This is a genomic window from Pseudomonas sp. NPDC087817 (genome assembly GCF_044742875.1).
In the GTDB taxonomy this organism is placed as follows: domain Bacteria; phylum Pseudomonadota; class Gammaproteobacteria; order Pseudomonadales; family Pseudomonadaceae; genus Aquipseudomonas.
This window is the reverse complement of sequence record NZ_JBIUVJ010000055.1, coordinates 3,014-18,806: the sequence shown is the minus strand read 5'-3', so window position 1 is coordinate 18,806 and position 15,793 is coordinate 3,014. Positions and strand designations below refer to the sequence as shown.

Below are 15,793 nucleotides of genomic sequence, written 5' to 3'. Positions count from 1 at the left end.
GCGGCCCTGCTTTTGTTTAGAAAGCAGGGGTCTGCTGCGCAGCCCATCGGGGATAAATCCCCTCACCACAAGTGCATTCACACTTCTTGTTTCCCCATTGCACCAACTTGTTACCGAACGCCCCAGCGTGGCGCAAAACCCTGCTTTCGTAACAGCCATCCATTCTCCCCGAACATCTCCTCGAAAATTTTCATCAACGCCGAAAGCCTTGTTTCAGGCGCTCTGTAGCCCTGTCCGCGATTTTTCCTGAACGCCCCTCCAGCAAGTTGGCCGCTTGATTGCATATGCTTGTATGTACAAGTAAAGACGTATGCGTATAAGCCCGCAGCGTCCACTGATTCGCTTGTCGCGCATTGAAGCGCGCAGGCTGCTTGCCCACTGCCAGGGTTGGTTTGAATTGATCGCTGAGGAGTCTTTTTCGTGACTGACAACAAAATGACCACTGCTACTACATTTACGAAGCACCGTGATGTAGAAATCCGTGCATCGCGCGGCAATAAGCTGACCGCCAAGAGCTGGCTGACCGAAGCGCCGCTGCGCATGCTGATGAACAACCTCGACCCGGAAGTCGCCGAGAACCCGAAAGAATTGGTGGTCTACGGTGGTATCGGTCGCGCTGCGCGTAACTGGGAGTGCTACGACAAGATCGTCGAGAGCCTGACCAACCTGAACGACGACGAGACCCTGCTGGTGCAATCCGGCAAACCGGTCGGCGTGTTCAAGACCCACGCCAACGCCCCGCGCGTGCTGATCGCCAACTCCAATCTGGTTCCACACTGGGCGAGCTGGGAGCATTTCAACGAACTCGACGCCAAAGGCCTGGCCATGTACGGCCAGATGACCGCCGGCAGCTGGATCTATATCGGCAGCCAGGGCATCGTTCAAGGCACCTACGAAACCTTCGTTGAGGCCGGTCGCCAGCACTACAACGACAACCTCACCGGCAAGTGGGTCCTGACCGCTGGTCTCGGCGGTATGGGCGGTGCTCAACCACTGGCCGCCACCCTGGCCGGTGCTTGCTCGCTGAACATCGAATGCCAACAAGTCAGCATCGATTTCCGCCTGAAAAGCCGTTATGTCGACGAGCAAGCCAAAGACCTCGACGACGCCCTGGCGCGCATCGACAAGTACACCAAAGAAGGCAAAGCCATCTCCATCGCGCTGCTGGGTAACGCCGCTGAAATTCTCCCGGAACTGGTCAAGCGCGGCGTACGCCCGGACATGGTCACCGACCAGACCAGCGCCCACGATCCACTCAACGGTTACCTGCCGGCCGGCTGGACCTGGGACGAATACCGCGCTCGCGCCAAGACCGAGCCGGCCGCTGTGATCAAAGCCGCCAAGCAGTCGATGGCGGTGCACGTCAAAGCCATGCTGGAATTCCAGAAGCAAGGCATTCCGACCTTCGACTACGGCAACAACATCCGTCAGATGGCACAGGAAGAGGGCGTCGAAAACGCGTTCGACTTCCCAGGCTTCGTACCGGCTTACATCCGTCCGCTGTTCTGCCGTGGCATCGGCCCGTTCCGCTGGGCGGCGCTGTCGGGCGATCCGCAAGACATCTACAAAACCGACGCCAAGGTCAAAGAACTGATCCCGGACGACGCGCACCTGCACAACTGGCTGGACATGGCCCGCGAGCGCATCAGCTTCCAGGGTCTGCCGGCACGTATCTGCTGGGTGGGTCTGGGTCTGCGCGCCAAGCTCGGTCTGGCCTTCAACGAGATGGTCCGCAGCGGCGAGCTGTCGGCACCGATCGTGATCGGTCGCGACCACCTCGACTCCGGTTCGGTATCCAGCCCGAACCGCGAAACCGAATCGATGCAGGACGGTTCCGACGCCGTGTCCGACTGGCCATTGCTCAACGCTCTGCTCAATACCGCGAGCGGCGCGACCTGGGTTTCCCTGCACCACGGCGGCGGCGTCGGTATGGGCTTCTCCCAGCACTCGGGCATGGTGATTGTCTGCGACGGTACCGACGAAGCGGCCGAGCGAATCGCCCGCGTACTGCACAACGACCCGGCCACCGGTGTCATGCGTCACGCCGATGCCGGTTACCAGATCGCCATCGACTGCGCCAAGGAGCAGGGTCTGAACCTGCCGATGATTACCGGTAAATAAAGATCCTGTGGGAGCTGGCTTGCCAGCGAAAGCGGTGGCACTACTGGCATTGATGTTGAAAGTGCCGACGTCATCGCTGGCAAGCCAGCTCCCACAAGGTTTCAGTAGCCCGAGAGAACAATTAAAACAATCCACAGAGGTTGAATCATGGCTGTTAACACCGATCGTGCAGGCAACAAACCGTTGATCGAAAGGCGTTCGATCGACTACATCCCGGAAGCGGAAAGACACGGTCGTCTGTTTAGCCAGTTCACCCTGTGGATGGGTGCCAACCTGCAAATCACCGCGATTGTCACCGGGGCGCTGGCCGTGGTGCTGGGCGGTGATGTGTTCTGGTCGTTGATCGGTCTGTTGATCGGTCAATTGCTCGGCGGCGGGGTGATGGCGCTGCATGCGGCGCAAGGGCCGAAGCTCGGTCTGCCGCAGATGATTTCCAGCCGCGTGCAATTCGGGGTTTATGGCGCGGCCATCCCGATCGTGCTGGTGTGCCTGATGTACCTCGGTTTCACCGCCACCGGCACGGTACTGTCCGGTCAGGCGCTGGGCCAGTTGTTTGGCGTCAGCGACACCGTCGGCATCCTGCTTTTCGCCAGTGTCATTGTGGTGGTCACGGTGCTCGGTTATCGGGTGATCCACTGGATCGGCCGTGTCGCCAGCGTCATTGGCGTGATCGCTTTCGTTTATCTGTTCAGCCGGCTGATCAGTCAGGTTGACGTGGGCGCACTCCTGCAAATCCGTCACTTCAGCTGGAGCAGCTTCCTGCTGGCGGTGTCGCTCGCCGCTTCCTGGCAGATCGCGTTCGGCCCTTACGTGGCTGACTACTCGCGATACCTGCCGAGTAATACCTCGGCGGTAAAAACCTTCTTCGCCGCCGGTGCCGGTTCTGTGGTCGGCGCGCAAGTGGCGATGATCCTCGGTGTGTTCGCCGCAGCTTCTGCCAACGGTCAATTCGCCGGTCACGAAGTGGCCTACATCGTCGGTCTGGGCGGTACCGGTGCTACGGCTGCGCTGCTGTACTTCAGCATCGCGTTCGGCAAAGTGACCATCTCGACGCTGAACTCCTACGGCAGTTTCATGTGCATCGCGACCATCATCAGCGGCTTCCGTGGCCACCTGCAGGTCTCGCGTTTGCAGCGTCTGGTGTTCGTGCTGTTCATCGTCGGCGCTGCAACCCTGATCGCCTTGCTCGGCCAGCACTCGTTCCTCGGTGCGTTCAAGTCTTTCATCCTGTTCCTGCTCGCCTTCTTCACGCCGTGGAGCGCGATCAACCTGGTGGACTACTACTGCATCACCCGTGAGCGCTATGACGTACCGGCGCTGGCCAATCCTGACGGTCGCTACGGACGCTGGAACATGCTCGGTATCAGCGTCTATGTCTTCGGGGTGCTGGTGCAGCTGCCGTTCATCTCCACCAAGTTCTACACAGGTCCGCTGGTAGCGGCCCTCGGTGATGTGGATATCTCCTGGATCATCGGTCTGGTGTTGCCTGCCGCCGTGTATTACGTGTGCGCCAAAAAATGGCACAGCGCTGTACCTGATCAGCTGATTCTGCCGGTCGAGCAGAGCAGCCATGCACAACCTGAAAAAAGCGGGGCCAGTCGCGTAGCGGCGCAGGCCTGATTGGACGTGGACAGGGCTGGATGCCTCTTGACTGCCGTAAGCCCAATTCATGATTAGGAGCGTCACGACAATGAAATCGAACAAGACCCTGCTGACCACTTTGCTTTCCATGGGCCTGCTCGCCAGTGCCGGTGCCACTCAGGCCGCCGGTTGGTGCGAATCGGGCAAACCGGTGAAATTCGCCGGGCTGAACTGGGAAAGCGGCATGCTGCTGACCGACGTTCTGCAAGTGGTGCTGGAGAAAGGTTACGACTGCAAGACCGACAGCCTGCCGGGCAACTCCATCACCATGGAGAACGCCCTGAGCAGCAACGATATTCAAGTGTTCGCCGAAGAGTGGGTCGGCCGCAGCGAGGTCTGGAACAAGGCCGAGAAGGCCGGCAAAGTCGTCGGTGTCGGCGCGCCAGTGGTGGGCGCGGTGGAAGGCTGGTACGTGCCGCGCTACGTGATCGAGGGCGACGCCAAGCGCAAGCTTGAGCCGAAAGCGCCAGACCTGAAAAACATCGCTGATCTGGGCAAATACGCCGCTGTGTTCAAGGACGCCGAAGAGCCATCGAAAGGCCGTTTCTACAACTGCCCGGCCGGCTGGACCTGCGAGCTGGACAACAGCGAAATGCTCAAGAGCTACGGCCTCGAAAACAGCTACACCAACTTCCGTCCGGGCACCGGCCCGGCACTCGATGCGGCGGTGCTGTCGAGCTACAAGCGTGGCGAGCCGATCCTGTTCTACTACTGGTCGCCAACCCCGCTGATGGGCCAGGTTGATCTGGTCAAACTCGAAGAGAAACCCGGCGTCGACAAGACCGTGAGCATCAAGGTCGGCCTGTCCAAGACCTTCCACGACGAAGCCCCGGAACTGGTGGCCGTGCTGGAAAAGGTCAACCTGCCGATCGACCTGTTGAACCAGAACCTGGGACGCATGGCGAAGGAACGTATCGAGTCGCCAAAACTGGCGAAAATCTTCCTCAAGGAACATCCTGAGGTCTGGCACGCATGGGTGAGCGACGACGCAGCCAGGAAAATCGACGCGGCCTTGTAGGTTGAGTTTTGCCGACTGCTGGCAACAGCAGTCGGACGCTTGATCGCAACCCCTTGATTGAGAGTCTCTTATGTTTCCCGAAAGCTTTACCTTTTCCATCGCCGACTGGGTCAACGGTTGGGTCGATTCGCTGGTGACCAACTACGGTGATGTGTTCCGCCACATCTCCGACACCCTGCTCTGGGCCATCGTCAATCTCGAGGGCCTGCTGCGCGCCGCGCCGTGGTGGCTGATGCTGGCGATTGTCGGTGTCGTCGCCTGGCATGCCACGCGCAAAGTGGTGACCACCGCTGTCATCGTCGGTCTGCTGTTCCTCGTTGGCGCTGTCGGCCTGTGGGACAAACTCATGCAAACCCTGGCGCTGATGATGGTCGCGACGATCATTTCGGTGCTGATCGGCATCCCGCTGGGGATTCTCTCGGCGCGCAGCAATCGCCTGCGTTCGGTGCTGATGCCGCTGCTCGACATCATGCAGACCATGCCAAGTTTCGTGTACCTGATTCCGGTGCTGATGCTGTTCGGCCTGGGCAAGGTGCCGGCGATTTTCGCCACGGTGATCTACGCCGCACCGCCGCTGATCCGCCTGACCGATCTGGGCATTCGCCAGGTCGACGGCGAAGTCATGGAAGCGATCAATGCGTTCGGCGCCAATCGCTGGCAGCAACTGTTTGGCGTGCAACTGCCGCTGGCCCTGCCGAGCATCATGGCCGGGATCAACCAGACCACCATGATGGCCCTGTCGATGGTGGTGATTGCCTCGATGATCGGTGCCCGTGGCCTGGGTGAAGATGTGTTGGTGGGCATTCAGACCCTCAACGTCGGACGCGGTCTTGAGGCCGGTCTGGCGATCGTGATTCTCGCAGTGGTCATCGACCGCATTACTCAGGCGTACGGTCGGCCACGGCATGAGGTGAGCAAATGAGCAACACAACCGTGAGCAAGATCGAAGTCAAAAACGTCTTCAAGATTTTCGGTAACCGCGCCAAGGACGCCTTGGCCATGGTCGGCCAGGGCAAGACCAAGGATCAGGTGCTGAGCGAAACCGGTTGTGTGGTCGGCGTCAACGACCTGTCGCTGAGCATCGGCACCGGTGAAATCTTCGTGATCATGGGCCTGTCCGGCTCCGGCAAATCGACGCTGGTACGCCACTTCAATCGCCTGATCGACCCGACCAGCGGCGCGATCCTCGTCGACGGCGTGGACATCCTGCAATACGACATGGAAGCCCTGCGCGAATTTCGCCGGCACAAGATCAGCATGGTGTTCCAGAGCTTCGGCCTGCTGCCGCACAAGACCGTACTCGACAACGTTGCCTACGGCCTGAAGGTGCGCGGCGAGAGCAAGCAAATGTGCTCGGAGCGTGCGCTGCACTGGATCAACACCGTGGGCCTTAAAGGCTACGAAAACAAATACCCGCACCAGCTCTCCGGCGGCATGCGTCAGCGTGTCGGCCTGGCCCGCGCCTTGGCGGCGGACACCGACATCATCCTGATGGACGAAGCGTTCAGTGCGCTGGATCCGCTGATCCGCGCCGAGATGCAGGATCAGTTGCTGGAGCTGCAAAAGACTCTGCACAAGACCATCGTGTTCATCACCCACGACCTTGATGAGGCGGTGCGTATCGGCAATCGCATTGCGATTCTCAAGGATGGGCGGCTGATTCAGGTCGGTACGCCCCGGGAGATCCTGCATTCGCCGGCGGATGAGTACGTTGACCGGTTTGTGCAGCGGCGCGCTGCGGTGGTTTGATCTGAATAGTGCATTGCACTGACTGGCCCCATCGCTGGCAAGCCAGCTCCCACAGGGATTGTGTGAGCCCTGAGGGCTGGCAGGCCCGATTTCTACAGAGATTGTGTGAACACTGGAGATCCTGTGGGAGCTGGCTTGCCAGCGATGGGGCCAGTGAAGCTGCATCAATATTACGGTTGAGGTTTTAGATGTCCCAGGCTGAAAAAATCATCATCACCGGCGGCCACCTGCGTTGGCAGGACGTGGTCGCCGTCGCCCGTCACGGTGCACAACTTGAGCTGTCGAGCTACACCTGGGCGCGCATCGAAAACGCCCAAGGCATCGTTCAGCGCATCGTCGAAAGCGGCGAGCGCGCCTATGGCGTCAACACCGGTCTGGGCGGCTTGTCCAACGTCTCGCTGCAAGACGAACAACTCAGCCAGCTCTCGCGCAACACACTGCTCAGCCACGCCTGCGGCGTTGGCCCGGTACTGCCTGACGAACAGACCCGGGCCATCATCTGCGCAGCGATCCACAACTACAGCCACGGCAAATCCGGCATTCATCGGCGTGTCGTCGAAGCGTTGCTGGCGCTGCTCAATCGCGGCATCACCCCGCAAGTGCCGTCGCAAGGTTCGGTGGGTTACCTGACCCACATGGCGCACATCGGCATTACGCTGCTCGGCGTCGGCAACGTCAGCTATCGCGGGCAGATCACCTCCGCGCAACAGGCGCTGGCCGAAGAAGGTCTGCAACCGGTGCAACTCGGCGCGAAGGACGGTTTGTGCCTGGTCAACGGCACACCATGTATGACCGGCCTCAGCTGTCTGGCAATTGCCGACGCCACGCGACTGGTGCAATGGGCCGACGTGATTGGTGCCATGAGCTTTGAGGCCCAGCGCGGTCAGATCGACGCGTTCGATGCCGAGATCATCGCCCTGAAACCACACCCGGGCATGCAGCACGTCGGCGTCAACCTGCGTGCGCTGCTCGATGGCAGTGAAGTGATTGCTTCGAGCAAAGGCATTCGCACTCAGGATGCGCTGAGCATTCGCTCGATCCCGCAGGTGCACGGCGCTGCACGCGATCAACTGGAACATGCGATCAAACAAGTCGAAGCCGAACTCAACGGCTGCACCGACAACCCGCTGTTGCTCGGTACGCCGGACAACTTCCGCGTCATGTCGCAAGCCAACCCGCACGGGCAATCGGTGGCGATGGCGGCGGACTTGCTGGCGATTGCCATGGCCGAAATCGGCTCGATTGCCGAGCGTCGTCTGGATCGTCTGGTGAACCCGCACGTCAGTGGTCTGCCGGCGTTTCTGGTGGCCAATCCGGGGGTGAACTCGGGGATGATGATCGTGCAATACGTCGCCGCGTCGCTGTGTGCGGAAAACCGCCAATTGGCGCAACCGGCGGTGCTCGACAACTACATCACCTCAGGCCTTCAGGAAGACCATCTGAGCATGGGCACCAACGCCGCGCTGAAGCTGCATCGCGCATTGGAAAACTGCACGCAGATCCTCGCCATCGAATATCTGCTGGCGGCGCAGGCGTTTGAATTCCTCAAGGAGCAACGCTTCGGCGCGGGCACTGACCGGGCGTGGCGACTGCTGCGCGAAACGGTCCCGGCCTACGATCAGGATCGCTGGCTGGCGCCGGATATCGCCGCCGCCGCAAGCGTTCTGAAAAACCCGAATTCGCTGCACAACGTATTACCGAATCTGCACTGACAATACCCATACCAGCGTGCCAAGGCGCGGATCGCTCAGAAGGCGAGAGGCGACGGATAACGGAATGCTCCGGAGCGACTGGTAGTTAATAACAAACTCTCAAAAGGAGCATTTAAATGACTGCGCTGAACCTGATCCCCGGCCAACTGAGCCTGGCCCAACTGCGTGACGTCTACCAGCACCCGGTCAAGCTGAGCCTCGACAACAGCGCCTCCGCGCAGATCGAGGCCAGCGTCGCTTGCGTTGAACAGATCCTCGCCGAGAACCGCACCGCCTACGGCATCAACACCGGTTTCGGCCTGCTGGCCTCGACGCGCATCGCCAGTGAAGACCTGGAAAACCTCCAGCGCTCGCTGGTGCTGTCCCACGCCGCCGGCGTTGGTCAACCGATCAGTGATGACCTGGTGCGGCTGATCATGGTGCTCAAGGTCAACAGCCTCAGCCGTGGTTTCTCCGGCATCCGCCGTGTGGTGATCGATGCGCTGATTGCACTGATCAACGCCGAGGTTTATCCGCACATTCCGCTGAAAGGTTCGGTCGGTGCCTCCGGTGATCTGGCGCCATTGGCGCACATGTCGCTGGTGCTGCTGGGCGAGGGCAAGGCGCGCTACAAGGGCGAGTGGATGGAAGCCACCGAAGCGCTGAAAGTCGCTGGTCTGACCCCGCTGACCCTGGCCGCGAAAGAAGGTTTGGCGCTGCTCAACGGCACGCAGGTTTCCACGGCATTTGCGCTGCGTGGTTTGTTTGAGGGTGAAGATCTGTTTGCCGGCGCGATTGCGCTGGGCGGTCTGACGGTCGAAGCGGTGCTGGGTTCGCGTTCGCCATTCGATGCGCGGATCCACGCGGCTCGCGGCCAGAAAGGCCAGATCGATGCTGCCGCTGCCTACCGCGATCTGCTCGGCGAGCGCAGCGAAGTCTCCGACTCGCACCAGAACTGCGAAAAGGTTCAGGATCCGTACTCGCTGCGCTGTCAGCCACAAGTCATGGGCGCGTGCCTGACCCAGTTCCGCCAGGCTGCCGAAGTGCTGGCCGTTGAAGCCAACGCCGTGTCGGATAACCCGTTGGTGTTTGCCGCCGAAGGCGATGTGATTTCCGGCGGCAACTTCCACGCCGAACCGGTGGCCATGGCGGCTGACAACATGGCGCTGGCCATCGCCGAAATCGGCTCGCTGAGTGAGCGCCGCATCTCGCTGATGATGGACAAACACATGTCGCAACTGCCGCCGTTCCTGGTGGCCAATGGCGGCGTGAACTCTGGTTTCATGATTGCGCAGGTGACTGCAGCAGCACTGGCCAGCGAGAACAAGGCGCTGTCCCATCCACATTCGGTGGACAGTTTGCCGACTTCGGCCAACCAGGAAGACCACGTGTCGATGGCCCCGGCGGCTGGCAAGCGTCTGTGGGAAATGGCCGAGAACACCCGCGGGATTCTCGCGGTGGAATGGTTGGCGGCGGTGCAGGGGCTGGATCTGCGTAATGGTCTGAAAACCTCGGCCAAGCTGGAAAAGGCCCGGGCGATTCTGCGTAAGGAAGTGCCGTTCTATGAGAAGGACCGCTTCTTTGCGCCGGACATCAATGCGGCGACTGAGTTGTTGGCTTCGCGGTGCCTGACCGAGCTGGTTCCGGCGAAATTGCTGCCTAGCCTTTAACCTTAGCCACAGATCGTTCCCACGCTCTGCGTGGGCATGTCTCAAGGGACGCTCCGCGTCCAGTGACGCGGAGCGTCACGGGCTGCATTCCCACGCAGAGCGTGGGAACGATCATCATCGATTTTGAATACTGTGGAGACTAAGGGATGAAAACCCTCTGGCAACACTGCCACGTCGCAACCATGGCGCGAGGCGTCTACTCGATCATCGAAGACGCGGCCATCGTGACGTCCGGTGCGCTCATCGAGTGGATCGGCCCGCGCAATCAATTGCCCTCCGGCGAATACCCGGCGGTCAATGACCTGCAAGGTGCCTGGGTCACCCCCGGTCTGATCGACTGCCACACCCATACGGTGTTCGGCGGCAACCGCAGCGGCGAATTCGAAAAGCGCCTGCAAGGCGTCAGCTATGCCGAGATCGCCGCGCAGGGTGGCGGCATCGCCAGCACCGTGCGCGCGACTCGCGAAGCGACTGAAGACGAGCTGTTCGCCAGCGCCGCCAAGCGTCTGAAAAGCCTGGTGCGCGACGGCGTGACCACAGTCGAAATGAAGTCCGGCTACGGCCTCGATCTGGCCAACGAACGCAAGATCCTCCGAGTGATTCGTCGCTTGGAAAAAGAGCTGCCGATCAGCGTGCGCAGCACCTGTCTGGCCGCTCACGCGTTGCCACCGGAATACAAGGATCGCGCTGACGATTACATCGATCTGATCTGCACCGAGATGCTGCCGGCATTGGCCGCCGAAGGGCTGGTCGATGCGGTGGATGCGTTCTGCGAATATCTGGCGTTCTCGCCGGATCAGGTCGAACGTGTGTTTATCGCTGCACAGAAACTCGGTCTGCCGGTGAAGCTGCACGCCGAACAACTGTCATCGCTGCATGGCTCCAGCCTCGCCGCACGCTACAAGGCGCTGTCCGCCGATCACCTGGAGTTCATGGATGAGGCCGACGCCATCGCCATGGCCGAATCCGACACCGTCGCGGTGTTGCTGCCGGGGGCGTTCTACTTTCTGCGTGAAACCCAACTCCCGCCGATGGACGCCCTGCGCAAACATAAAGTGAAGATCGCCATCGCCAGCGACCTCAACCCCGGCACCTCGCCGGCGCTGTCGTTACGGCTGATGTTGAACATGGCCTGCACCTGTTTCCGCATGACCCCGGAAGAAGCCTTGGCCGGTGCGACGATTCACGCCGCGCAAGCGCTGGGCATGGCTGATACCCACGGTTCGCTGGAAGTCGGCAAGGTCGCGGATTTTGTTGCCTGGCACATCGATCGTCCGGCGGATCTGGCTTATTGGCTCGGTGGTGATCTGGACAAACGCGTCGTGCGTCACGGCGTTGAATCAAGTCTGTAGGAGAGCGGTTGTGGATAAGGTTCTGAGTTTCAAACAAGGTCGCGTGCCGCTGCTGATCAGCATGCCTCACGCGGGTCTGCGCCTGACGCCTGTGGTCGAGGCCGGGCTGATCGCGGACGCGAAAAGCCTGCCGGACACTGACTGGCATATTCCGCAGCTTTACGATTTTGCCCAAGAGCTGGGCGCCAGCACCCTGGCTGCCGAATATTCGCGTTTCGTCATCGACCTGAATCGTCCGTCCGACGACAAGCCGCTGTACGTCGGCGCCACCACCGGGTTGTACCCGGCGACCTTGTTCGATGGCATCCCGCTGTTCAAAAAAGGGCTGGAGCCTTCGAAAGAAGAGCGCGCGACGTATCTGGAACAGATCTGGACGCCGTATCACCGCACCTTGCAGGAAGAGTTGGCGCGGCTGAAGGCTGAGTTTGGCTACGCGCTGCTGTTCGATGCGCATTCGATCCGCTCGATCATCCCGCACCTGTTCGAAGGCAAGCTGCCGGACTTCAACCTCGGCACCTTCAACGGCGCCAGTTGCGATCCACAGTTGGCCACGCAACTGGAAGCGATCTGCGCCCGTCACGACGATTACAGCCATGTGCTCAACGGGCGCTTCAAGGGCGGCCATATCACCCGTCATTACGGCAACCCGGCCGAGAACATTCACGCTGTGCAACTGGAACTGGGCCAGTGCACGTATATGGAAGAGTTCGAACCGTTCCGCTATCGCCCTGACCTGGCCGAGCCGACGCGGGTGGTACTCAAGGAACTGCTGCAGCACTATCTGGCCTGGGCAAAGTCTCACTACACCGCATAACCCCCTGTGGGAGCGAGCCTGCTCGCGAAGGCGTCCGGTCAGCCAATATTTACGTTGACTGACACACCGCATTCGCGAGCAGGCTCGCTCCCACAGGTTTTGTATGCAGCAGAAAAATTTGCGGTAGTGCACAGGCATGCTCATTGACGTAAATCGGGTTTATGATGCCCAACGGCAGAATAATAGAAGTCCCCCCAGGGATGACCTCGACCCCTTACGGAGCGCGCAATGCAGACTTTGTTTCCGCAGATCAAACCTCACGCCCGGCACGATCTGGCTGTCGACGATACCCATACGCTGTACGTCGACGAAAGCGGTTCGCCGGAGGGTTTGCCGGTGGTGTTCATCCACGGCGGTCCCGGCGCCGGTTGCGACGCGCAAAGCCGTCGCTATTTCGATCCGAACCTGTATCGCATTGTCACCTTCGACCAGCGCGGTTGCGGCCGCTCCACCCCGCACGCCAGCCTGGAAAACAACACCACCTGGGATCTGGTCGCCGACCTTGAGCGCATCCGCAAACATCTGGGCATCGATAAATGGGTGCTGTTTGGCGGCTCGTGGGGTTCGACCCTGGCGCTGGCCTATGCGCAAACTCACCCGGAGCGTGTGCATGGCCTGATCCTGCGCGGGATCTTTCTCTGCCGTCCGCAGGAAATCGAATGGTTCTACCAGGCTGGTGCCAGCCGTCTGTTCCCCGATTACTGGCAGGACTACATTGCGCCGATTCCGTTGGACGAGCGCGATGATCTGCTCAGCGCGTTCCACAAACGCCTGACCGGCAACGACCAGATCGCCCAAATGCACGCCGCCAAAGCCTGGTCGACCTGGGAAGGGCGCACCGCGACCCTGCGGCCGAACCCGCTGGTGGTCGATCGTTTCTCCGAACCGCAACGCGCCTTGTCGATTGCGCGGATCGAATGCCACTACTTCACCAACAATGCGTTCCTTGAGCCGAATCAACTGATTCGCGACATGGGCAAGATCGCCCATCTGCCGGGCGTGATCATTCACGGCCGTTACGATGTGATCTGCCCGCTCGACAATGCCTGGGAATTGCACCAGGCCTGGCCGAACAGTGAGCTGCAGGTCATTCGCGATGCCGGCCATGCCGCGTCCGAACCGGGTATCACCGATGCGTTGGTGCGTGCGGCCGGCCAAATGGCCCGGCGCCTGCTCGACTTGCCGCCCGAAGAAGCATGAAGGGGCTTTTACAGCGCGTACGCGGTGCGCGGGTTGAAGTGGCGGGAGAGGTGGTTGGCGCGGTAGATCAAGGTTTGCTGGTGCTGGTGGCGGTCGAACCCGACGACACGCGTGCCAGCGCCGACAAACTTCTGCATAAGCTGCTTAACTATCGTGTATTCAGCGACGCCGAGGGCAAGATGAATTTGTCCCTGGCGGATGTTGGTGGCGGGTTGCTGCTGGTCTCTCAGTTCACCCTGGCTGCCGACACCAAAAGCGGGTTACGCCCAAGCTTTTCCACCGCGGCGCTACCGGCCCTTGGCGAGGAATTGTTCGACTATCTATTAGGCAAAGCGAAACAGGTGCATGGCACTGTGGCATCAGGTAGATTCGGCGCCGATATGCAGGTGCATTTGGTCAACGATGGCCCGGTTACCTTTTTGTTACAGACCTGAAAGCGCCTGAAACACCTTTTTAGGAAATTTCGACTGTTTTTAGGGTGTTTTCGCGATAAATACTTTGTTACCCCTGATGCGTTGTCATGCGGGCTACTAGATAATCGCGCGCTACGGGGATCAGCGTTCGTTGGTCCATTTTGACTTAGGTAGAGACTTGTCCGGATCCGATTGGGGAATCATTTTGCCCCAGCGGAGTCGGAACAATGCTCGCCAACCTGGCATATAGATAGCTGGCCGTTGGTTTATTGATCTGTTTTCGGCGAGGGTTGCTCGTGATTGTTAGTCCCTGTAATGCAGCAAAAATGTCTGCCAAACGCATGCGAAGTGCCCTGGTAGCGGGTTCGGCGCTCCTGTGCCTGCTCAGCGCCGGTCAGCTTTGGGCGTTCAATCTTGACGATGTATCGACCAAGGCCAAAGAGCTGGCCGGGCAGAAATTCGAAGCCCCGCGCAGCAACCTGCCGAACGAATTCCGCGACATGAAGTTCGCGGACTATCAGAAAATCCGCTTCCTCACCGAAAAGGCTGAGTGGGCTGATCAGAAGACCCCGTTCAAACTGTCCTTCTATCACCAGGGTATGCACTTCGATACACCGGTGAAAATCAACGAAATTACGGCGAACACCGTCGAAGAGATCAAATATGATCCGACGCGCTTCGATTTCGGCGACCTGAAATTCGATCCGAAAGCTACCGAACAACTGGGTTATGCCGGTTTCCGTGTGCTGTATCCGATCAACAAGGCCGACAAGCAAGACGAAATCATGACCATGCTCGGCGCGAGTTACTTCCGCGTTGTCGGCAAGGGCCATACCTACGGCCTCTCGGCGCGTGGTCTGGCGATTGATACCGCGCTGCCATCGGGCGAAGAATTCCCGCGTTTCCGCGAGTTCTGGATTCAACAGCCGAAGCCGGGCGACAAGCATCTGGTAATTTTCGCGCTGCTCGACTCGCCGCGCGCTACCGGTGCCTATCGTCTTATCCTGCGTCCGGGCAGCGACACCATTGTTGACGTCAAGGCGCAGGTGTTCCTGCGTGACAAGGTCGGCAAACTGGGCATCGCGCCGCTGACCAGCATGTTCCTGTTCGGCGCCAACCAGCCGTCGAAAGTCCTCAACTATCGTCGTGAACTGCACGACTCCAGTGGTCTGTCGATCCATGCCGGTAACGGCGAGTGGATCTGGCGTCCGCTGAACAATCCGAAACACTTGGCCGTGAGCAACTTCAGCGTCGAGAACCCGCGTGGTTTCGGTCTGCTGCAACGTGGCCGCGACTTCAGCCACTACGAAGACCTCGACGACCGCTACGACAAGCGCCCAAGCGCCTGGATCGAGCCGAAGGGCGAGTGGGGCAAGGGCACTGTTGATCTGGTAGAAATTCCGACCGCCGACGAAACCAACGACAACATCGTTGCGTTCTGGAGCCCGGAAACCATGCCGGAACCAGGCAAGCCGCTGGATTTCGCCTACCGCCTGCACTGGACCATGGACGAAGCGGCGATTCACGCGCCGGATAGCGCGTGGGTTTCGCAGACCCTGCGTTCGACCGGTGACGTCAAGCAGTCGAACCTGATCCGTCAGCCGGATGGCAGCGTTGCCTACCTGGTCGACTTCGAAGGTCCATCGCTGGCGGCGCTGACCCCGGACGCCGACGTTCGCAGCCAGGTCAGTGTTGGCGACAACGCCGAACTGGTTGAAAACAGCGTGCGCTACAACCCGGAAACCAAGGGCTGGCGTTTGACCCTGCGGATGAAAATCAAGGACGCGAGCAAGTCGACCGAGATGCGTGCCGCACTGGTTCAGCCTGTCGTGACCGCCGATCTGGCCAAGTCTTCGGTGCCGGCGTCCAATTCGTCCGTCGCCAAGGCCGACAAGGTTGCCGCCAAGCAACAAGAGAAACTCGACAAGGAAGCCAAGGCCGCCGAGGCCAAACAGGCTGACGCCAAGCCAGTAGCAGATGCCAAGGACAAGGCCAACAAAGACGCCAAGCAGCCAGCGGCTGCGGACGCGGCCCCAGCCACACCGGAATCGTCTTGGTGTGATGTTTTGCTGACCGTTTTCTTGTGCTTTCAGTTTTGTGCATATGTTTTTCTGTCTTGTTCTT

At 60.1% G+C, this 15,793-nt stretch carries 12 protein-coding genes; all 12 read left to right on the top strand.

Translation table 11 applies throughout. The features are described from left to right. The first annotated feature begins 435 nt into the window (after window positions 1–435). On the top strand, window positions 436–2,121 hold the full coding sequence (gene hutU, locus ACIONG_RS24195; protein ID WP_401303179.1) for a urocanate hydratase: 1,686 nt from the start codon (window positions 436–438) through the stop codon (window positions 2,119–2,121). 147 nt (window positions 2,122–2,268) lie between these two features. Beyond that, window positions 2,269–3,741, top strand: a complete 1,473-nt coding sequence (locus ACIONG_RS24190; protein WP_103304221.1) for a cytosine permease — start codon at window positions 2,269–2,271, stop codon at window positions 3,739–3,741. Between the two features lie 70 nt (window positions 3,742–3,811). Beyond that, window positions 3,812–4,780, top strand: coding sequence for an ABC transporter substrate-binding protein (locus ACIONG_RS24185; protein WP_213027277.1), 969 nt, complete (start codon window positions 3,812–3,814; stop codon window positions 4,778–4,780). A gap of 70 nt (window positions 4,781–4,850) precedes the next feature. After that, entirely contained in the window at window positions 4,851–5,702 is an 852-nt protein-coding gene (locus ACIONG_RS24180) for a proline/glycine betaine ABC transporter permease (RefSeq protein WP_007949591.1), read from the top strand. After that, a complete protein-coding gene (locus ACIONG_RS24175) occupies window positions 5,699–6,529 on the top strand; it encodes a glycine betaine/L-proline ABC transporter ATP-binding protein (RefSeq protein WP_213027278.1) in 831 nt (276 codons plus the stop codon). The genes ACIONG_RS24180 and ACIONG_RS24175 overlap by 4 nt, the downstream gene beginning before the upstream one ends. A gap of 188 nt (window positions 6,530–6,717) precedes the next feature. Then, window positions 6,718–8,241, top strand: a complete 1,524-nt coding sequence (gene hutH, locus ACIONG_RS24170) for a histidine ammonia-lyase (protein WP_401303161.1) — start codon at window positions 6,718–6,720, stop codon at window positions 8,239–8,241. A 116-nt stretch (window positions 8,242–8,357) separates the two neighbouring features. Continuing rightward, the gene (hutH, locus tag ACIONG_RS24165; RefSeq protein WP_401303159.1) at window positions 8,358–9,890 is read left to right on the top strand and encodes a histidine ammonia-lyase; all 1,533 of its coding nucleotides are present in this window, start codon (window positions 8,358–8,360) and stop codon (window positions 9,888–9,890) included. A 146-nt stretch (window positions 9,891–10,036) separates the two neighbouring features. Further along, window positions 10,037–11,242: an imidazolonepropionase gene (gene hutI, locus ACIONG_RS24160; RefSeq protein ID WP_401303157.1), complete on the top strand. Its 1,206-nt coding sequence runs from the start codon at window positions 10,037–10,039 to the stop codon at window positions 11,240–11,242. A 10-nt stretch (window positions 11,243–11,252) separates the two neighbouring features. Continuing rightward, window positions 11,253–12,056, top strand: coding sequence for an N-formylglutamate deformylase (gene hutG, locus ACIONG_RS24155; protein ID WP_401303155.1), 804 nt, complete (start codon window positions 11,253–11,255; stop codon window positions 12,054–12,056). Window positions 12,057–12,284: 228 nt separating this feature from the next. Further along, window positions 12,285–13,256, top strand: coding sequence for a prolyl aminopeptidase (pip, locus tag ACIONG_RS24150; protein WP_103304228.1), 972 nt, complete (start codon window positions 12,285–12,287; stop codon window positions 13,254–13,256). After that, window positions 13,253–13,690, top strand: coding sequence for a D-aminoacyl-tRNA deacylase (gene dtd / locus ACIONG_RS24145; protein ID WP_401303152.1), 438 nt, complete (start codon window positions 13,253–13,255; stop codon window positions 13,688–13,690). Before pip ends, dtd begins: the two co-directional genes overlap by 4 nt. A gap of 305 nt (window positions 13,691–13,995) precedes the next feature. Next, on the top strand, window positions 13,996–15,793 hold a 1,798-nt coding region (locus tag ACIONG_RS24140; RefSeq protein ID WP_401303150.1), incomplete at its 3' end, for a glucan biosynthesis protein G.

Bases quoted from the DNA above. Each gene is read 5' to 3' on its own strand.
- hutU (WP_401303179.1), top strand. From the start codon at position 436: ATGACCACTGCTACTACATTTACGAAGCACCGTGATGTAGAAATCCGT.
- ACIONG_RS24190 (WP_103304221.1), top strand. From the start codon at position 2,269: ATGGCTGTTAACACCGATCGTGCAGGCAACAAACCGTTGATCGAAAGG.
- ACIONG_RS24185 (WP_213027277.1), top strand. From the start codon at position 3,812: ATGAAATCGAACAAGACCCTGCTGACCACTTTGCTTTCCATGGGCCTG.
- ACIONG_RS24180 (WP_007949591.1), top strand. From the start codon at position 4,851: ATGTTTCCCGAAAGCTTTACCTTTTCCATCGCCGACTGGGTCAACGGT.
- ACIONG_RS24175 (WP_213027278.1), top strand. From the start codon at position 5,699: ATGAGCAACACAACCGTGAGCAAGATCGAAGTCAAAAACGTCTTCAAG.
- hutH (WP_401303161.1), top strand. From the start codon at position 6,718: ATGTCCCAGGCTGAAAAAATCATCATCACCGGCGGCCACCTGCGTTGG.
- hutH (WP_401303159.1), top strand. From the start codon at position 8,358: ATGACTGCGCTGAACCTGATCCCCGGCCAACTGAGCCTGGCCCAACTG.
- hutI (WP_401303157.1), top strand. From the start codon at position 10,037: ATGAAAACCCTCTGGCAACACTGCCACGTCGCAACCATGGCGCGAGGC.
- pip (WP_103304228.1), top strand. From the start codon at position 12,285: ATGCAGACTTTGTTTCCGCAGATCAAACCTCACGCCCGGCACGATCTG.
- dtd (WP_401303152.1), top strand. From the start codon at position 13,253: ATGAAGGGGCTTTTACAGCGCGTACGCGGTGCGCGGGTTGAAGTGGCG.